We start from the raw sequence: 19,794 nt of genomic DNA on the forward strand, positions 1-19,794 counted from the left end.
TAAGTACTTTATTTCTGACAAACATCTTCGTTTGTCGGATAAATAAAAAAAAACGCCGGAACATGAACCATCATGTTTCGAACGCCTTCGTTCTGTCAATTGACAAGTACAATATAACATGTGTGCATTATAATGTCAATACACACAGTGATTTTATTTAAATATTTTTTAAAATCGCTATTTAAAGGGTTATAAGGCATTAAAAGATAATAATTTGTGCAGTATATTGTACTTTTTTAGTATTGACCCGAAAGTTTTTTGTGATTAAACAGTGAGTTTATTCTACTGTTTAAAGACGAATACCGTAATAAATTTCAGCAGCTCACTTCCCTTATTCCAATAGGTATGTTTCATCGCTGTGCCAAAACAGATAGCATCTTCTTTTTTAATCTGATAAAAGGAATTATCAATTTCTAAGGTCAATTCACCCACGTGCACGACGATGTACTCGTTGGTTCCCTGCCCATGAGCGCCGCTGACATAACAGGCACCGGGTTCAATTTCAATTTCATAGATTTCAAACAATCGGTTCTTTTCATAGGGAAAATAGGTGTAAACTGCGTAGTGACCGGGCACCTCTTTGGAGGGAATCAGTTTTTGTCGGTTGACCTCATAGACACCGATCCCCGGAGTTCGGGTCAGATCTGAAAGATCCACCCGGAGTCCGCTGACGATCTTTCCCAGGGTCCCAATGGTAGGATTGGCTTCCCCCCGCTCAATTTGCCCCAACATACTTTTGCTAACCCCGGTCTGTTCGGCGACCTCATCCATGCTCATGCCTTTTTCGCGGCGTATTGTTTTTAAATTGATTGATATATTTTTATTTAAGTAATCCATCCTCTTCGCCTCATCTTTCTTTAAGGCTAAGTTTAACTTAACAGAAAGCTAAAATCAATGGATACCATAAATCTTTGTGTTGCGGTCATATGAATATAGATCAGCACTGACCCAGTACCGACAATTATTACATCATGTTGTACGCATCGGGGCAAACAGTTGATAAACTGTTCGATCCCGCAGCGAACAACAGATTAATAATTGATCGGTACAGCTGTATCGCACTAAAGTAAATTAATAAAGTTTCGTATAGATTCCTAGCACCTGTTCTCGGGCGAGGGGGACATAATTATTGGCCATCAGCCGGGTTTGTTTGGTCATTACTGCTTCGGTAAAAGTTTCCAGATCTACTTTGGTGACGCCGTAGTCCCGGAGTGCTTTTTTTAACAAAATATGATTAAGCAGCTTCTCAATTTCTTCGTAAACAAAGGCGGGTTCACAACCCAGAATTCCAGCCAGAAAAAGATTGAGTTCTTTGATGCTGCCGTTGGGATCAATGGCAGCATAGGTTTTAAAAACCTCGGTAAACATCGCGTAGTTCGCTTCGCCATGAGCGATATGGTAAACTGCCCCCAGGGGGTAACTCATGGCATGAACCGCAGCACAACCCGCGTTACCAAAGGCGATCCCGGCGAAGGTTGAAGCGATCATAAAGTCTTTCTGCAGGGATTTTCGGGCTTCTGGTCCCTGTTCTACAATAGTCTGATAGCCGGTGAGAATCATTTCCATGGCCTTTTTCGAATACAGCCGAGTAAAGGCGTTGGCCTTGGGGGAGGTGTAAGATTCGATGGCATGAATAAAGGCATCAATGGAACTAGTAGCAAAAACGCTCATCGGCAAATCATTAAGCAGTTCCGGCACTAACACGGCGTAGTCAGCATAGAGTTCATCCACCGCCAGACCAAATTTTGAAGAAATGGCGGTGAGTTCCAGAATAGAAATATTAGTGACCTCACTACCAGTGCCACAGGTGGTGGGAATTAAGATTAATTCCTTGTCTTTGATAATTTCCAGTTCTTTGTTAAACAGGTCCACCACCGGTACAGTATTTTTAAGCGCAAACAGCTTAGCAACATCGAGGATGGTACCGCCGCCGATACCAAATACCCGGGTATACTGATAGTCTTTTATATCTGCGTAAATCTTTTCCACCATTACATCGGTGGGTTCGCCACTTACATATTTTCGGTAATTGACACGATAAGCTTCATTACTGATGGTATCCTTAAAATAGTGTTCATCGGTTCGATCACTGATAAAAACCAGATCCCCTTTACCGATCTGAAAATGCGCCGCCACTTCGTGGCAGTGCTCAAATTCCAATATCTTCGGTGTAATTCCAAATTGTTTCATTATCTCTCCTTTCCGGCTGGTCGTTAGTTTAGCTGGCGACAAATGCGTCTTTTCACTACGGGTTTAATGCTGACTACCGTACCGACCAATTGTCAATCTGTTGTTCGCTGCGGAATCGGACAGGCTAGTGCCGTGTCCGCTCCGATGCGTACTACATGATTTAACAATTGTCGGTACTGGTTTTAGCATTTTACGACAGGTTAACTATAAATTGAGTTACAAAATACTCTATTTGTTACATAGCCAGTTGATAAAGTTTTACACACATTTTAAGATAGCTTTTTCAAAAATATCTAGGCCGGCCCGAAGTTGATCGTCAGTGATGACCAGCGGGGCCAGAAAACGAATTACATTACCGTAGACACCGGCACTTTCGATGATCAGGCCATTTTGGACTGCCTCATTGACAATCGCCGACACCAGTTCCGGGTAGGGTTCTTTGGTGGTCCGGTCTTTGACAAATTCAATCCCGACCATGGCACCCATGCCGCGGACATCGCCAATCACGTCATAGCTGTCTTTCCATTTATTAAAGCATTCAAAAATTGTGTTACTGATTTCGCAAGCCCGTTCATCCAGACGATCCCGTTTCATAACTTCGATGACTTTTAAGGCGGCGGCGCAGGCCACGGGATTACCACAATAGGTTCCCCCGATAGTGCCACCTTTTACGGATTCCATAATTTCTTTTCTGGCAGTGATGGCACTAAGTGGCAATCCAGCGGCGATTGATTTAGCCGTCGTAATAATATCCGGTTCCACGCCAACTTCTTGCCAGTACTGTGAAGCAAACATCTTTCCGGTGCGGCAGAATCCAGTTTGCACCTCATCAGCCATTAATAAGATTCCCTTTTCATCACAGATTTCTCGGACTGCTTTGATCCATTCCAGCGGTGCGGGAATAAATCCACCCTCACCTTGGAGGGGTTCCACCACAATAGCTGCCACATGTTCGGCAGGTGAAGATTCCTCAAACACCTTATAGATACTTTCGGTATAATAGTCGATGGCGTCCTCTTGCTTCATACCGGCCGGGTTTCGATACAGATAGGGAAACTGAGCCCGGTAAATACCATCAGGAAATGGTCCCAAACCATGGGCATACGCTTTTTTTGATGTCATCGTCATGGTCAGCATGGTGCGCCCGTGAAAAGCTCCGGAAAAAACAATAATATTGGGCCGTTTGGTAAAAGCTTTAGCGATTTTTACGGCGTTCTCATCCGCTTCAGCACCACTGTTAGCAAAAAAAGTCATCTTTTCGTCGCCCCGGACCGGTACAATGGCATTCATGGTTTCAGCCAGCTTGACATACCCTTCATGGGTAACGATATTAAACATCCCATGAAAATACTTTTCCGTTTGGGCTTTCACCGCTGCTACTACTTCAGGATGGGAATAACCGATATTTAGCACTCCCACACCGCCAACCCAGTCCACAAAGTGATTACCGTCAACGTCTTCGACCATGGCCCCTTCGCCCTTGTCGATAACTAACGGATAAACACATTTGATGGCACCGGGAATGGCGTCACCTCTTCTGGCAATGATGGCCGCCGCCTTGGGCCCCGGCACCTGTTTGGTAATTATTTCTGGTAATGCGTTTTTTAACATTTTAATCTCCTCATTTTTAAACTAATCCATCATCGCGAAAGTGCGATGAACTTTGGGTTCCGTTTTACAAACGCCGATCTAAGTTAACTAAATAACCTTATAGTCAAACCATCATTGCTTTGACTGCGGTTTCGAAAGTAAACAAAAAAAACAAGACCGGGAATCGACTTCCTTGTCTTGTTATGTCTCTCATTATAGCACAATCAATCTTCTCCGCAATGTCCATCTAGCCTAAATTATTTGTCATTATTTGTGCTGGACAGACAAAGATATATTTTGTATACTAAGTAAAACGAGAAAAATTCCAGTTTCTTTGCTTTATGTTTACACCGATATTAAAAATGAGGTATTTTATGTCGATTATGTTAGCCGATTTATTCCATTCCACCCAAAACACCTATCAGCTCCAGCTAATCGCTGGAGAAGCTGGCCTGAACAGGCCCATCCATTGGGTCCAATTTACTGAGGATATTGCCACCACCGATTTTTTAAGAGGTGGTGAGCTAATTATCACCACCGGTATGAGCGCCGACAGCAACACCTGGCTCTTTGATTTTATCACCCGACTAATCCATCAGAAAACCTGCGGCCTGATTCTCAATACCGGACGCTATCATTTTGCGGATGATATCTCCGAAGCGGTCATCACTTTGTGTACCCAGTGTCAGTTCCCACTGTTAACAATGCCCTGGAAAATCCACCTCGCTACCATTATGCAGGATTACTGCAACCGGATTTTTATGCAGTCCTACCAGGAAGACCGGACCACCATGGCGTTTTCCCGGCTGCTGCTGCACCCCGACGAACCGGAATCGAGCCTTGACACCTTAAATAGTTTGGGCTACGAAACCAATTCCTCCTACCTGGTAATCGTTGGTGAGTCTCCAGAAATTCCACCCCGACTGATTGAGCGGCTTAGACAAATTGGTACCCGATCCTATTTTTTTTCGCTCCGGGAAGCTTTTGTTCAAATTTTTCAAAATCCCGATGTTACCGCCCTGATGGAGGTGCTATCAAGCTTTGATGCTTCCCCTCAGTCTCGTCCCGAGGCACCGGTATGTTTTGGCAGTGGTACTCTGACTGACTCCCTGCTAACACTTAACACGAGCTATCAACAAAGTCTATTCGCCCTAGGAGTCGCCCAAAAGCAACATCTCCGACAAGTCAGTTTTAATGACCTGGGGTTGTTTAAAGTTTTTTTTGCACTTCCCGGCCAAGCCATCCTCGCCACCATGGCGGCCGAAAGCTTGAGTCTGCTAGAAGCTCAGGATGCCCGCAGCCAATCCAATCTGAGCGAAACCTTGCGGCTTTACCTGGAGCACGATGGTAGCATTCAGGCCGTGGCTGATGCGTCCTTCACCCATCGCAATACCATCAACTACCGAATGAAAAAAATCCGTCAGCTTTTAAAAACAGACCTCCTGACCATGGAAGAAAAGTTCAATCTACTACTTGCTTTTAAAATCAAAGATTATCTGGCACTGTAACACGATTTAAGGGTTACCGATCGTTTTTTTAATCTACTGTCTGCTTCGCTGTCAGTCAGTGTGAAGCAATGCCTGTTGATTCTTTTTTACCAACAAATTCTTTTTTTTTATTTAAAGGAGACGCCTATGAAATCAGCAATCTCAATCATCTCTAATCCGTCCCTGAATCCATCATTAAATCAGACCTTAACCGCATTTTTGACCCCGAAAGCCGTCGCCGAAGTCCGCCGCTTTCATCAATCGCTGCCCCTGTATCAACCGACTCCGTTGCTTTCCCTGCCTGAACTTGCCGATAAATTGGAGCTGCGCCATGTTTTTGTCAAGGATGAATCCCGCCGCTTTGGGCTTAACGCCTTCAAAGGCCTGGGGGCCGCCTATGCTATGGCCACCATCATTGCCCGACATATCAAAGCCGACGAAAGCGAGCTTAATTATCAGTTCCTGACGACCCCGGCAGTGCGTGATCAGATTAAAAATCTGGTTTTTATTACCGCCACCGATGGCAATCACGGCAAGGGCGTGGCGTGGGCCGCTTCTCTTTTTGGCTGTCGGGCCATTATACTGATGCCCCGAGGTACTCGTGATTGCCGGGCCGAAGCCATCCGGGCCATCAATCATACCAAGGTAGAAATCACCGACCTAAACTACGATGATGCCGTTCGCCTGGCTGCTCAGTTGGCTGAGAAAAATGGCTATTATCTGATTCAGGACACCGGTTTTGAAGGCTATGAAGCGATTCCTAACGCGATTACCCAAGGCTATACGACCATGGCTGGGGAGGCCTTGGAACAATTGTCTAACCTCGGCATTCCAAAACCCAGTCATATCTTTCTACAGGCCGGAGTAGGCTCTATGGCTGGCGGGGTACTGGGTTATCTGGCCCATTATTACCAACAGCATCCACCGATTACCACCATTGTGGAACCCGATACTGTCGCCTGCATTTACAAATCAGTTCAGCTGGGCAATGGCCACCCCTTGGCTGTTGGCGGTAACCCGGAAACAATTATGGCCGGATTAAACTGTGGGGAACCCAACCCCCTGACCTGGCCAATCCTGAGAGACTTTGCCGCCTTTTATGCCAGCTGCCCGGACTGGGTAACAGAACTGGGGATGCAGACTCTGGCTCACCCCTGCGGTTTGGACCCTGCTGTTGTTTCTGGTGAATCTGGTGCCGTGGGATTGGGACTACTGGTTTGCTTGTGTCAAGATAAAAATCTGGCAGCGTTAAAACAGCAGCTTCAGCTCGATCGTGATTCAAGTGTCCTGCTTTTTAGCACCGAAGGCAATACCGATCCGGACGGGTATGATGCCATTGTTAGTCGGCCCGTATCGATTTAGCCAGGTAGCGACACTTAGTAGCACGATCATCTGAACTAACTCGTCCGGGATACCCAAAGCGCATGATTAATCAATTTTTAGTAGTTTTGCATTGATTGCGACAATGACTGTACTTAATGACATTAGCGCAGCCCCTATCGCCGGATTAATAATAATACCTTGATTATAGAGGACACCTGCAGCTAAAGGTAACGCGATCATATTATAACCTGTAGCCCATATCAAATTTTGGATCATCTTTCGATAGGTCGCTTTTGAAAGCGTTAAAATCGTTATCACATCGAGTGGATTACTTCGTACCAGAATAACATCCGCCGTTTCAATGGCGACATCTGTTCCAGCTCCAATGGCGATCCCTAAATCTGCCTTTGCCAGCGACGGTGCATCATTCACACCGTCACCGGTCATTGCAACAATCTTGCCTTCTTTAATAAGTCCATCAATTTTGGATGCTTTTTCTTGGGGCAATACCTCCGCAATGACGGTATCGATGTTCAGTTGATTGCCTACGTAAGCCGCAACTCTTTGATTGTCCCCAGTTAATAGGATGGTTTCTACCTTCATCGACTTTAGTGTATCAACAGCTTCTCTGGCGGTATCTCTTACAATGTCGGATAGTGCCAGATAGCCCAGGAGGGTGTCGCCATCTAATACAAATATAACTGTTTTTCCCATTTGGGCAAGTTTTTCATAATGGTTTATATCAAAAGCTATCGCTTCCGATCGCATATAGCCTGGACTCACAACCCTAATGTCACGTCCATCCACTGTCGCTTTTAGTCCTTTACCCGTCAGATTCTGATAATCTTTTACTGCCTTAAGCTTAAGGTTTAGTTTTTTTCCTTCGTTAACAATGCCCTGTGCAATGGGGTGTTCTGAGTTTGATTCAACTGAATAGGCAAGTAAAAGAAGTTCCTCTTGGGATATTCCAATGGCCTTGATATCGGTAATCCCAAAGGTACCTTCGGTCAAGGTTCCGGTCTTGTCAAAAACGACAGTATTTACCTTTCGGGCGTTTTCAAATGCTGCCCGATCTCTAATTAAGAGACCTTTTTGAGCTCCGATACTGGTCGATACTGCTGTCACCAGAGGAACTGCCAAACCTAATGCATGGGGACAGGAAATTACGATGACGGTGACTGCCCGTGTGACTGCAAAATTCAGATCTTGTGCTATGAACATCCACGCTAAGAAAGTCAATATTCCGGCAGTCACAGCGATATAGAATAACCACTTGGCTGCTTTGTCTGCTAATCGATGGGTATTCGATTTTGAATCCTGAGCTTCGCGAACAAGTTTTAATACTTGTGATAGGAAGGTCTCTTCCCCAACGTGAGTCACCTTGAATTTTAGAATTCCCTCGCCATTGATGGAGCCACCAACGATCTGATCGCCCTTTTCCTTTTCAACAGGGGCGGATTCTCCGGTAATCATCGCTTCATTAACGGCAGATTTTCCATCGTAAACTAAACCATCAATCGGTATCTTTTCGCCTGGCTTTACCAGAATGGAATCCCCTGGCTTTAATTGTTTTACTGAAATATCCGTGGTTTCCCCGTTCTCCGTTATCCGGTGTGCTTCTTCTGGCATGAGCTTGACCAGTTCATCGAGTGCCTTTGATGCTCCCATCACGGATTTCATTTCAATCCAATGACCTAAAAGCATAATGACAATTAATGTAGCGAGCTCCCAAAAGAAGTCATCCCCGCTAATAAAAAATACGGTGAGTGTACTATAAATATAGGCGACCGTTATGGAGAGGGCAATCAGCGTCATCATTGCTGGCGTCTTTTTTTTAAGCTCATCCCTGGCACCTGTAAGAAAAGGCTTACCTCCATAAATAAAGAGTATCGTTGAAAGGCCAACCAGTAAATAAGAATCACCGAAGAATCGCCAGTTTACACCCAGAAACATCTGGATCATGGGTGATAACAATAATATCGGGACCGTAATAATCAAAGAAATAAAAAACCTTTTTCTGAAATCCGCCACCATCATTGCATGGTGATCATTGTGGTTATCATGTCCTCCATTTGCTGAAACATGCTGGTGCAAATGTTCTTTTTCCGCCCCGGGAACCCGTTCTTCGTCATGTATCTGATTCATTTCCTCATGACCCTGATGATGCACATGTTCATCTGTTTTTTGTAAAATCGCCTTGTGTTCCTGATGATGTTGATGGTCATTATGCTCCTGATGGGTTTTGTGTTTATCACGTATCACTTCTTCGTTTGATAAGTCCTTCTTTGAATTCTTACTTGTATCTTCTTTATCCATCCTGTTCACCACTTTCCTAGCTTTAACTATGTATTTATATTTTTATACCCGAACAAATATACTTAAATCACTTTTGGTGGGGCCAACCGAAAATGAACACCGTGATTGGCTTCGTATTGTATTTTAAAAATGTTAAGTTTTATGTGATATTTATCTCGATTTTGCATCAAAAAAGCCCCATAGAAAAACACTATGAAGACTTTTTTAATAATTGCATTTTATTCTAAAAAAATACTAATCAACAAGATCATACTGGAATCTTGACAGATGCTCATACGGAAGGATCAGTCTTCCGCGGTAGAGGCCACAGCCATCGTTGATCAGGGAATTATCCATTGCTGAAAACATATTCACGTCTAATTTTGATAATTCAAGTTGCTGTAGGAGAATCCCTCTTTCATAGGCATCATCAAAATAAATATTTTCCCCTTTGGGAATTGCATCGCGCCTGGCTCTTTCACTTTCTTGCCGTTTTTCGTAACCTAAATGATTAGCAGGACCAATCTCAGCAAAATCGTCCATTTCTTTTGTCCGAAGTTGTACTTCCACATAGCAACGGGCAATGTTATCATAAAATGTTATATGCAGTGAGCGATAGCCATTAGGCTCTGAATTAGCAATATAATCCCGATAATACGGGCTGATGTTCTCTTTTAACAAGGGCGATTTTTTCTGATCTTTTAATGACGACAGCTCTGCGGTAAATCCGCGTTCCTCCAGAAAACCAGGCAACTGGTTGGCTACATCATAGAGATATTTTATTTCTTCATCCGCACGAATCTCCCCTTCTTTCAGATGACATTTTGGAAGCGAAATCACAATCCTGTAAGCAATTAGATCCCGAAAACAATTTATTGCGTTCTTTAGCTTCGGAAGCGAAGGGTAATTGCCGTGTTTGATATAATATTCGTAAATGTATTCCACAATATATCCGTTAAATTTTGCTTCCGCGCGGATCAGGGATTTAATTCGGCCCTTAAAAGTAAATGGAAGAAAAGGATATTCATTTGCCATCAGTTTATAGAATTCCCGAATCCGCTGAGACTGCGAAGTCAGGAAATCGTTGTGCTGCAAAAGTTCCGCAATTTGAAGCAGAAAATTACAATGCAACAGATCAATCTGATTATTCGTTTCTTTCGCTGACTGTTTTAAATCCTCTGAATATCGCTGTAAAATCTTAAGAACGGTATCGCCTGAGTATAAGTAATCATTTAATTTTTTCACAGTTAGTGCTTCCTTTCCAAGTTATACTGATGGTTATGCAATTTCCCCATCAGAGCATCTTGTAATACTCCGGAAAATTTACGCCGCTTATTCTGGTTAAATGCTTAACACTGTACTAATTGCTATCAGTAAACTTAACAGGATTCCAATAAGATAATATTCTGCAAATGATGGATCTTTATCAATTCTATCATATCACATCAGTAATTTTGCTGCAAAGATTATTCCAACGGCGGCATATTGATTCAGTATCACCAGTATAACAACAAGTATCGTCTCTAATTTACCATTGTCCTAGGACGATCTTAGCATCAATAGTCACTCCTCTAATTTTGTCTTGGTTAATTCGAATTTACTGACCATGTTTTTAAGCATTTCCGACTGGCTGTAAAGTTCTTCACTGGCGGCGGCGCTTTCTTCGGCGGTGGCTGAGTTGGTCTGAACGACCTGCGATATCCGATCGATACCGATGTTGATCTGGTTGATGGAAGTGTTTTGCTCGTTGGAAGCGGTGTCAATTTTACTAACCAGTACGGCAACCCTAGTAACCCCGTCTAGAATTTCTGTGAGCGATTCAGCGGTGTTGTTGGCAATGACAGTTCCCTCGGAAACCTTGGTAATGGAACCTCCAATCAGTTCGGTGGTTTCTTTGGCAGCTTCGGCACTGCGTCCCGCCAGAGTTCGGACCTCTTCGGCCACCACTGCAAAGCCCTTGCCCTGCTGTCCTGCCCGGGCGGCTTCCACCGCTGCATTCAAGGCCAGGATATTGGTCTGGAAGGCGATATCATCGATGACCTTGATGATGTTCGAAATCTTAGCCGAGGCGGCATTGATTTCTTCCATTGACCTAAGCATCTGCTGCATCTGGGTGTTGCCGTTTTCGACATTTTGCCGGGCGATACGGGTCAGCTGATTGGCCTGGTCGGCATTTTGGGCGTTATCTCTGGTTTGAACGGCAACTTCGGTGATGGAAGCATTGAGTTCTTCCATGGAACTGGCCTGCTCGGTGGCGCCCTGAGCCAAGGCCTGACTGCCGAAGGATACCTGTTTGGATCCGGAAGCGACCTCATCGGCGGCATTATTGATATTGCCGATAATCTCATTAAATGACCGGATGGTATCATTCAGCGAGTTTTTGATGATCATATAACTGCCCTGATAATCGCCCTTCATGAATTGGGTCAGATTACCGGTGGCCATCTGTTCAAGTACGATGACAGCCTCATTGATAGGCTGTTCGATGGAATCCAGGGTCTGGTTGAAGCCCGCGACGATATCCCGATACCCGCCGGCGAATTTTGTCGCATCACTGCGGATTTCCAGTTTACCGTTAATCCCGGCCTGAGCCAGATTTCGGGATTCTGCAATCAGATTGTCAATGGTGGTCAGGGTGGCAATGATCGATGGGATCAGCTTATCGTTAGCGGAACGCTTGCCAATGGCAACAAAGTCGTTAAGCCGACTGGCATCGCCTTGGGAAATATCGACAAAGGCATCCGAAACATTGAGCAGATTGGCATGAACCCGGTTGATTTCCTCGGCAAACTCGGCCATATTGCCTTTATAGGCGCCGGTCATGGAAATAGTGTAATCATTGACAGCCATTTTATTCATCACCTGGCGACCCTCATTGATGGGTACCAACAGGGCGCTCAAGGTATTGTTAAAGCCCGCGATGATTTTACGGAAATCGCCGCTGTGGCGGGTAGCGTCTGCCTTTATTTCCAGTTGGCCGTCGGTAGCTGCCCGGGCCAGCATTTCGGCATCGGACACCAGGGCATTGATATTGTCGATACAGGAATTCAGGTTTTCTTTAATGGTATTAAAGTCGCCATGATAGGTGGCGATGATTTTTTCGGGTATATTCCCGCGACTGATTTTATTGACGTAGTCTGCCGATGTATTCAGGGGCTCGACCACGGTATTTAACATGTTATTGACGCCAACCACAATATCCCGGTACTTGCCCTGGAATTTGCCGGCATCGCCGCGGATCGATAAATGGCCATCGGCGGCTGATTGGGTAAGCATCTCCACCTCGGTTTCCAGATTTTTCAGATTTTCCACAACTTTGATTAAACTCCTGGATTGAACATCCTTATCTGATTTCACGTCCACCTGAACGTTGAGATTTCCCAAGGAGATCTGTTCAAGTGTCATTATATTTTCCTGGATGTTTTCTGATAATTTTTTGAAGGATAAACCAAGCATGCCCAGCTCATCCTGACGCTTGATGATGTCATTGGTAATTTCATTATCAAAATCTCCAATTTCCGCTTTACGAAAGAGCTCGGTAATTAAAACGATGGGATTGACCATGCTTTTAATCAATTTCATTAGGATAATGCTTAGGATAAGAAGGGTCAGCAAAAACAATCCAACGAGCTGATAAATCAGCATCATAATCGGTTTGTTCAGTTCGCTTTGGGGTTCCATGATGGCCAGTGTCCAACCGGTTGCGGGAATGGGTGCATAATAGATATTGTTTTTTCCGGCACTATCCGTAAAAACGCCGCTTCCGGTTTCACCGCTGATAATGCGTTCTCCTAGTGATGAAAGGCTTTCGTCGGTGTCGTCAAGAAGATTGACACGCATACTTTTGGAAGTATCCTGATCGGCAATGTAAAGGCCGGTTTGATCCACGAGGAAGGCCCGGCCGGTTTCACCGACTTTGATTTCACTGACAAGCTTCTGCAGACTGCTTAAATCAATATCGCCGGTGACTGTCCCCTGTAATTTTCTGCCACTGTCGTAAAATGCGGAAGTAGCGGTTACCATGGAAATTCCCAGGGTTTCATCTTTAAATGGCGCCGACCAGGCAATTTCACCATTGGCTGATTTGCCATTCACATACCATTCCTGATTAGGATAGTCATATTCTTCGGTGCTGAATAGTGCTGCATCAAAGGTAATGTTCGCACCATCCCGGTATGCATATGGGCCAAAATATTTTTGCTCGGTCCGATAGCAGTTGTATTCATACCAGACACCAGCACCATATGTATCATCGTTGAGGCCAATGTACTGGGTGATAAGATCACTATACGCCTCGGTTGTCATTTGATTTCCGGTTACACCAATGGTCTTTCCCAAACTGCGGACAACATCGCTGTGGTTACCCAGGGTTTGTTCAACTTGGTTAATTGTACTGTCGAGTTGCAGGTTCATGCGTTCTTCTATTTGTTTATTCTCAGTATAAATGCTGAGAGTAATAACCGTTATTCCGATTAATAGTAACGCCATTGCAACAAATGCTAATACTAATGATGTTACTTTATTTCCAATTGACTTTCTGTTAAACTTATTCATTTCAGTCTCCGTCTATAAATTATTGTTGTGAATTTGACGTTTGTTTGTAATGCATGAGTTGGTGTGGCTATTTAGGTTGCGGGCAGGTAATACCCGCCCCTACGGGATTACATTGACGTTTTCTTAAAATCATATGCTTGTTCCGGTTCGTAGGGGCGATTATTAATCGCCCGTTTATGTTTGTTTGTTGTGAAGATTCATTTTGGAAATCACCTGTCTGCCCGGTCTGCGGTGGCAAATAATGGTTTTTTGAGAGATTTATCCGCTAACCTGAATTCCTTTTTATTATTTAGCATTTTATATGCCTTCCCCACGGTCAGACCCTGAAATACTGTGGTAAATAGTACAATGGCATAGGTTGAAACTAAGAACAGGTTATAGATTTGTGATGATAAAACATTGTTTGTTCCCATAATCAGGGCTAAGCATAAACCGCCTTTTAACCCGCCCCATGTCAAAAAGGCAGCTAATTTCATTCTTTTCATACCATCGGGCAGATTCCTGGTAAAGAGCAATGCCGTGGATACTCCGGCCATTCTTGATACGGTATTAAAAAAAATGGCGCCTGATCCGATGATGATGATCATGGTGATCGGTAGTGTGTTAAAGTTTCTGATACTGATAAATAATAAACCAACTAAGAGAAACAGCATTCCGTTTAAGAGACTATCAATCACTGACCAAAATGAATAGAATAATTCCCGCACTTCATGGATTAACTCGCAACGGTTTTGTTTTTGAATTCTGGAAATGCCGGTTGCATAATACAACCCGCAGATCACTGCTGCAATGGGTCCGGAAAAGCCCAGATAATTACAGATAAGATACGCAATCATCACGGTTAATATGCTTGAGAAAATTTTAATGTAGGGGTCTTTTGAGCGTTTGAAAATTTCAAAGAAAAGAAATGATATGACGAATCCTATCAGGGCCGCACCCAGAACTTCGGCTGACAGCTCTATGATAAAACTTATAATTGAAATATCTCCAGAGGTGTGTTTAAGGATACTGATGAGGGTGGCAAAAATAGCCACTGCAACACCATCATTAAACAAGGCTTCTCCTTCAATGATCAATCCCAGCCGTTTGGACAGCCCGGCTTTTGCCAGAATGCTCATGGCTGAAATGGGATCGGTGGGTGCGACGATTGAACCCAGAATAAGGGCCTTAAGCAAACTGATGTTCACATGAATAATAAATCCCAATCCCCATAAGAGCAACCCGTAAATCATGGTTGAGACAATGGTTGAAGCAATGGCCATGCTACCGATTAAGTATTTATCTTTACTAAAATCACTGAATTTAATTCTTGATGCCCCGCTAAAGAGCATGAAACATAAAACCCCATGAAATAAAAAATCGTTGAAATTAAATTCGCGGTACAGATTATAAAATTCTTCGGGGATCTGTACGACATTCATGGTTCGACCGCAGATGACCATCACGGTAAATGCAAATCCAAAAACGACCAGACCAATTTCATAGGGAAGCTTTATTGTTTTTTCATTTATAAAACTAAACACAACCACTAAAAGAAGCAGTCCGCTAAAAAGGATCAATAATTCATCAAAATTAAACATATTTTCTCCATTTTGTACTTTTTAACAGAAAATTGCGAAACAAATTTCAGACTGCTATCTCCATAAACCGGAACTGCCTATGGATGTATGCCTTCATTCATTTGTCTCGCAATTGACTGTCAATACTTTTTTTGTTAACCGGTTTAAATGAAAAATCGATTTGGCATCATTATTCGCCTGCCCGGGTTTGTTTGTGGTGCAGGCATTGGTGTGGCCTTTTTACGTTACGGGCGGGTAATACCCGCCCCTACAGGAGTGAAATGACGGTTGCTTAAAATCAATACGCTTGTTTCGGTTCGTGGGTGGGGGCGATTATTAATTTGTTTTTATATCAACTTCCCGCACCACTTTTTTATCTGCATTTTCTTTCTTTGCATAAAGCCAGAAAGGAACAAAAAGGAAAAGTACGAGAACCCCAATTAAAGCCGGGGCGATACCATAATCCAATTTATTGATATAGAAAATCCCTGCCAGATATAAGGGAATATTCAACATACAAAAACCAAGTCCGACATATTTCCACCATTTTGGCGCAAGTATTTTTTGGTCTCCTTTGGCTTTAAAATAAGCAAAAAGGGTGATGCCATTGGCGATAACATAGCCCATCGCCGAGCCGGCGACAATCGCCGATGGGGTTCCAATAAAAATCAAAACAAAATTCAAAATAGCAATTGAAATCATGGCCTTGACAGGTACCCCGTATTTATTTGTTTCTGTCAATACTTTCGGCAAATTACCTTCCACCGCCATTGACTGCATCGCCTGGGCTGAACCAAGCAAGGCTGTCTGAATGATTAAAATCATCGATGCCATGAGCATAATGACAGTTACAAATACACCTGCGCTGCCAAACGACATCTTTGCCATTAAAAGCATTGGTGAATAAGGCTCTTCGATAATTCCCTGTATTCCCAGTGTCCCAACACAAGCAGTTTGGACCAGCACGAAGGTTACCAGACAGATCAGTCCACAGAAGAATAAGGCTTTCGGTAAATCTTTCTTGGGTTTTTCATAATCCGGAGCATAGACTGCTGCGGTTTCCCAGGCGCAGGCACTCCACTGAGCCATTGCCATTATTCCCAGCAATATCAGGATGTGTGAAATATTCCAGCTCCATGTTTCCGGAAATAAGCTCACAGCGGTAATGTTGCTTAACTGAAACTGTCCCGTTACAATGGGTACGATCGAAAGAACGACGAGTGGGATCAATGCAACCACTGCTAGAATATTCCCAATCATGGCACCTCCGGATAAACCTTTTCTGTTAATACCGATTAAGACTGTAAATATAACGGCTCCGGCCACCAGTGAAATCGCTTTTTCAGAAAAACCGCCCAGAGCCGGTATCATGCCATGTAAATATGTTCCGATCAGAAGTGAAAATATTGCTAAAACGGGATTCCAGGCCATCCAATAACCCCATGCGCTAAATCCGCCAATAAATTTGTTGATATCATAGTCTTCGGAATTTTTCCCTTTAAAAATTGCCTGAACATAACCCGGCAAGCCCCGGGCCTCGGGGTACATCAGCGCAAAGTCTCCATAGGCGAGGTTTTGAAGAAAACCCTGGGAGATTGAAAGCATCCAAACAATGATTGAAAATACGCCAACGTAACCTGCAAAATAGCCGATATTGGGAAGAATTAACATTGGCACACCTAATGCGATAACCAAACCTTGCTTCCAACTAATTTTATTTGTATTCATATTTTACCTTTCTGTAGCATTATTGATTGATATTTATTCATTTTAATCCTTTAATTTACGTATTTTTGAGTGTCGATCAGAAAAATGATTAAAAAGGTAGCAAAACACCAATCTAAAATTGTCGCTAACATAAAGCGGGACAATTTTTGATTAGCATTTTGCTATAATTATGTTGCTTTAAAGTTTATGATCAGGTGTTTAAATTAAAAATTCCGGTATGTATTTCTGTGCCCGGGTAGCGCCGTATTCAGTAATCGCATAAGTAACAACCAGGTTATTATCTTTGTCTTCTACCGCATTTTTAACTTCCACCAAACCAACACCTTTCATCGACATCAAATGATCGTCAATGGCCGTCTCGTTACATTGTTTTTCATTTCCATATATGGGTTTCAATTGTGTATGAAATTCTTGGGGAGTCATTCCCTCTTTATTCTTAATCAATAAATTGATCATATAAAATCTTACTGGCGCTTTCATAATTCAACTCCTGCTTTCTATTTTTAAATAATATAATTGTAGTATAGTTTGAGAATGTTTCTATCTACGTAATATCTCTTAACGAAATTAACTCTGATGGTTTCCCAACTACCAGTACACAACCAACTAATAAGATAACTAAACCAACAAAGAAATTAATCTGCAATGTCGCACCAAAAATAACAACACCTAAAACAGTAGCACTAATTGTCATGATTGGATTAATTGCCATCGACCGGGCCGCCCCAGCAGCATTTCCTGCCCGATAGTAAAAATAGTAACTGCCTCCCGCAAATATAGCTGCACCAATCATCCATACCGCTGATAATGATGTTATTGATTCAAAGAAGTACCCAAAAGAAACGAGTCCCAACCCTGAAACAATTGGAATAGCTAAAAATGACAGTAATCCTGAAATAACAAAACGGAACCCAATTGCAATTTCCGGATCAACAAAATCCATTCCTGCCGTTGCAACAACCATTTCTAATGCCCAACCAGTTGCACATACCAATGCAAATATTACACCTATATAAAAGTGGGGATAAGCTTCCCCTGATGGTGGAATCCAGCCTACGGTAATTGCGCCTGCAACAGCTAAACCAATTCCCACCCAGGCTCGTCCGCTTATGTGTTCTTTTAAAAACAATCGTGAAGCCAGTGCCCCAAAGGCGGGTAACATGGCCGTGAAAATAAGGGAATACACCGGTCCACACAAGGTAACCGCTGCCATATAGCTGCCAAGTGCCAATGGTCCGCCAAAGAATGCTGCCAGCATAATAAATCGTCCCGGCTTTGTTGAGGCAATTCTAAGATACTCGCGATGTTTGCCTGCCTGTGCATTTTTTAGAAAAACAAGAATTGCTGCTATACCATCTTGCATTGCCGCCATAATCATTGGTATTAACATCAAACTCATTAATGCTAACGTAGCAAATGGTTCCTCTCCCATTGCAAATGTTTGAAATGTGGGTCCCACACCATAGGTTAATCCTGCCGTTACTGCCCATGCAATACCGTATTTAGCATACTTAAGATTTTTTCTGTGCAACCGGCCTTTGACATTTTCATTCATTGAAATTCTCCTGTTTCTTTTTTATTATAATCATTTTGAGCTATTTTTTAAGGGTTTTGATCTGGTTAAATAAAGGTAATGGTTGTGTTGCTTTCTTTAAACACATCGTTTGCATAGGGCGTCACCAATGTCCCGATTTTTAAAACGATGTTTGGTTCTGCCGCAAGCTTTTTTGCCAGTTCATAGTTGATTAATTTTTTCACTGTACTGTATTTGACCGTGGTTAGTCCATTGACAATAGTCGGCTCTGCCCGGGTCTCTTTTTTCTCAGTTTTCGGCAATACTGCCTTTTCCTCGGAAATGAGCATGCTTTCCAGGGCCACACTGCTCATAATGCGAACGCCGCACAATTCCAATTGCTTTTCATGATCTCTGAATACATTGTAAAAGACCGGATTTGCAATTGCTTTGTACATCCGGTATTCAAGACCTTCTTCGAGGACATAAACATCTTTCCCGGTTAATAAAAACTGGCGTAATGCTCTAGTTTTATCATTAATGGCAACGCCATTGACCGAAGCGGACATTTCATCGACTGTTAGTTTACTTATAACCAAAAATTCATATCCCAGAAAATCATTTTTATCTTTAAGTGTATCTAACATTACTGCTTCATATCCGGGGATTGCCATTGCCATGTCATCGCATTGCAGAAGCTTTTTTCCCGGAATCGCTTCAATTTCTGTTTGATGCTGATTAATTTTTTCAATTATACGATTAAACACTTCGTTGGTTATCAGTTCAAGGTTCATTTACTCACTCCTTTCTAAGCTAATTGTAAAACATCTGAGGTCTGTTTATTGCTACTCTGCTTTTACAATTAAGCCTAATGTTCTTCTCCCCAGGTTACAGGCATTTGCTTCATCATAATCGATATGCATATAGGTGTCGAACTTATTGGAAACCCGGAGATTCACATTCTTAAAAATCATCGGACGATCGGTATTCACCTCAATGTTCACGCGATCACCATCTTTTACTGATAAATTTTTAGCATCTTCCGATGACATGTGAATATGTCTTTCCGCCACCAGTACCCCTTCGTTGAGATATACTGTTTTTCCGTTCGCACTGATTTCGATAGGCGCTGTTCCCATTAATTTGCCACTTTCATGAACCGGTGCATTAACACCCAGGACCTTAGCATCTGTTTTTGAAACTTCAATCTGAACTTTTTCTCTTTCCGGACCTAATACCACAACATTTTGGAGCTGGCCTTTCGGGCCGATAAGGATCACCCGTTCTTTGGCGACGAATTGACCGGGTTGTGACAACGTCTTGATATTGGTCAGCTGATAATCTTTGCCAAAGAGTTTATCGATTACGACCCTAGACAAATGCACATGGCGTCCTGAGGCTTCAATCTCAATATAGCCTGATTTTTTTAATCTGGTATAGATTCTTTCAAAAATAATATCAACGATTTTTTCTATTTGATCGCTCATCTCTCGCCTTTCAGTATTAATTATCTTAGGTAATTGTGAAAACTGACATCAAAGCAAATATAGTTCTA

The 19,794-nt window shown here is 42.9% G+C and carries 14 protein-coding genes; 2 read left to right on the plus strand and 12 right to left on the minus strand.

Going from position 1 to position 19,794, the window contains the following annotated elements:
- Positions 1-282: 282 nt before the first annotated feature.
- The 3 genes from DOZ58_RS03725 to DOZ58_RS03735 form a co-directional block, all read right to left on the minus strand.
- Complete coding sequence (locus tag DOZ58_RS03725) at positions 283-837, minus strand: XRE family transcriptional regulator (RefSeq protein WP_111887073.1); 555 nt, start codon at positions 835-837, stop codon at positions 283-285.
- Between the two features lie 234 nt (positions 838-1,071).
- Complete coding sequence (locus tag DOZ58_RS03730) at positions 1,072-2,190, minus strand: 4-hydroxybutyrate dehydrogenase (protein ID WP_111887074.1); 1,119 nt, start codon at positions 2,188-2,190, stop codon at positions 1,072-1,074.
- Between the two features lie 258 nt (positions 2,191-2,448).
- The gene (locus tag DOZ58_RS03735) at positions 2,449-3,801 is read right to left on the minus strand and encodes an aspartate aminotransferase family protein (protein WP_111887075.1); all 1,353 of its coding nucleotides are present in this window, start codon (positions 3,799-3,801) and stop codon (positions 2,449-2,451) included.
- Between the two features lie 353 nt (positions 3,802-4,154).
- On the opposite strand from DOZ58_RS03735, the gene DOZ58_RS03740 reads away from it, so the two are divergent.
- Positions 4,155-5,288, plus strand: a complete 1,134-nt coding sequence (locus tag DOZ58_RS03740) for a PucR family transcriptional regulator (protein ID WP_162624404.1) — start codon at positions 4,155-4,157, stop codon at positions 5,286-5,288.
- 126 nt (positions 5,289-5,414) lie between these two features.
- Entirely contained in the window at positions 5,415-6,629 is a 1,215-nt protein-coding gene (locus tag DOZ58_RS03745) for a diaminopropionate ammonia-lyase (RefSeq protein ID WP_111887077.1), read from the plus strand.
- A gap of 66 nt (positions 6,630-6,695) precedes the next feature.
- Here DOZ58_RS03745 and DOZ58_RS03750 read toward each other — a convergent pair whose 3' ends face one another.
- From DOZ58_RS03750 to pduL, 9 genes are all read right to left on the minus strand, one after another.
- A complete protein-coding gene (locus tag DOZ58_RS03750) occupies positions 6,696-8,906 on the minus strand; it encodes a copper-translocating P-type ATPase (protein WP_111887078.1) in 2,211 nt (736 codons plus the stop codon).
- Between the two features lie 234 nt (positions 8,907-9,140).
- The gene (locus DOZ58_RS03755; RefSeq protein ID WP_111887079.1) at positions 9,141-10,130 is read right to left on the minus strand and encodes a guanosine polyphosphate pyrophosphohydrolase; all 990 of its coding nucleotides are present in this window, start codon (positions 10,128-10,130) and stop codon (positions 9,141-9,143) included.
- A 318-nt stretch (positions 10,131-10,448) separates the two neighbouring features.
- Positions 10,449-13,439 carry a methyl-accepting chemotaxis protein gene (locus tag DOZ58_RS03760; RefSeq protein ID WP_111887080.1) on the minus strand — a complete coding sequence of 997 codons (2,991 nt, stop codon included), beginning with the start codon at positions 13,437-13,439 and terminating at the stop codon, positions 10,449-10,451.
- 209 nt (positions 13,440-13,648) lie between these two features.
- Positions 13,649-15,019 carry a sodium:proton antiporter gene (locus DOZ58_RS03765; protein ID WP_111887081.1) on the minus strand — a complete coding sequence of 457 codons (1,371 nt, stop codon included), beginning with the start codon at positions 15,017-15,019 and terminating at the stop codon, positions 13,649-13,651.
- Between the two features lie 315 nt (positions 15,020-15,334).
- Positions 15,335-16,726 (minus strand): APC family permease, encoded by a 1,392-nt coding sequence (locus DOZ58_RS03770; RefSeq protein ID WP_111887082.1) that lies wholly within the window; start codon positions 16,724-16,726, stop codon positions 15,335-15,337.
- Positions 16,727-16,924: 198 nt separating this feature from the next.
- The gene (locus DOZ58_RS03775; RefSeq protein WP_111887083.1) at positions 16,925-17,206 is read right to left on the minus strand and encodes a DNA-binding protein; all 282 of its coding nucleotides are present in this window, start codon (positions 17,204-17,206) and stop codon (positions 16,925-16,927) included.
- A 64-nt stretch (positions 17,207-17,270) separates the two neighbouring features.
- Positions 17,271-18,281 (minus strand): DMT family transporter, encoded by a 1,011-nt coding sequence (locus DOZ58_RS03780; protein WP_111887084.1) that lies wholly within the window; start codon positions 18,279-18,281, stop codon positions 17,271-17,273.
- A gap of 65 nt (positions 18,282-18,346) precedes the next feature.
- Positions 18,347-19,033, minus strand: a complete 687-nt coding sequence (locus DOZ58_RS03785) for a hypothetical protein (RefSeq protein ID WP_111887085.1) — start codon at positions 19,031-19,033, stop codon at positions 18,347-18,349.
- Between the two features lie 51 nt (positions 19,034-19,084).
- A complete protein-coding gene (gene pduL / locus DOZ58_RS03790; protein WP_111887086.1) occupies positions 19,085-19,726 on the minus strand; it encodes a phosphate propanoyltransferase in 642 nt (213 codons plus the stop codon).
- Between the last annotated feature and the right edge of the window lie 68 nt (positions 19,727-19,794).

It is taken from the genome of Acetobacterium sp. KB-1 (assembly GCF_003260995.1).
GTDB classification, from domain to species: domain Bacteria; phylum Bacillota; class Clostridia; order Eubacteriales; family Eubacteriaceae; genus Acetobacterium; species Acetobacterium carbinolicum.

Excerpts from the sequence above, each read along its gene's own strand:
- DOZ58_RS03785 (WP_111887085.1), bottom strand. The coding sequence starts at position 19,033 with ATGAACCTTGAACTGATAACCAACGAAGTGTTTAATCGTATAATTGAA.
- DOZ58_RS03735 (WP_111887075.1), bottom strand. The coding sequence starts at position 3,801 with ATGTTAAAAAACGCATTACCAGAAATAATTACCAAACAGGTGCCGGGG.
- DOZ58_RS03730 (WP_111887074.1), bottom strand. The coding sequence starts at position 2,190 with ATGAAACAATTTGGAATTACACCGAAGATATTGGAATTTGAGCACTGC.
- DOZ58_RS03745 (WP_111887077.1), top strand. The coding sequence starts at position 5,415 with ATGAAATCAGCAATCTCAATCATCTCTAATCCGTCCCTGAATCCATCA.
- DOZ58_RS03775 (WP_111887083.1), bottom strand. The coding sequence starts at position 17,206 with ATGAAAGCGCCAGTAAGATTTTATATGATCAATTTATTGATTAAGAAT.
- DOZ58_RS03780 (WP_111887084.1), bottom strand. The coding sequence starts at position 18,281 with ATGAATGAAAATGTCAAAGGCCGGTTGCACAGAAAAAATCTTAAGTAT.
- DOZ58_RS03760 (WP_111887080.1), bottom strand. The coding sequence starts at position 13,439 with ATGAATAAGTTTAACAGAAAGTCAATTGGAAATAAAGTAACATCATTA.
- DOZ58_RS03750 (WP_111887078.1), bottom strand. The coding sequence starts at position 8,906 with ATGGATAAAGAAGATACAAGTAAGAATTCAAAGAAGGACTTATCAAAC.
- pduL (WP_111887086.1), bottom strand. The coding sequence starts at position 19,726 with ATGAGCGATCAAATAGAAAAAATCGTTGATATTATTTTTGAAAGAATC.
- DOZ58_RS03765 (WP_111887081.1), bottom strand. The coding sequence starts at position 15,019 with ATGTTTAATTTTGATGAATTATTGATCCTTTTTAGCGGACTGCTTCTT.
- DOZ58_RS03725 (WP_111887073.1), bottom strand. The coding sequence starts at position 837 with ATGGATTACTTAAATAAAAATATATCAATCAATTTAAAAACAATACGC.
- DOZ58_RS03770 (WP_111887082.1), bottom strand. The coding sequence starts at position 16,726 with ATGAATACAAATAAAATTAGTTGGAAGCAAGGTTTGGTTATCGCATTA.
- DOZ58_RS03740 (WP_162624404.1), top strand. The coding sequence starts at position 4,155 with ATGTCGATTATGTTAGCCGATTTATTCCATTCCACCCAAAACACCTAT.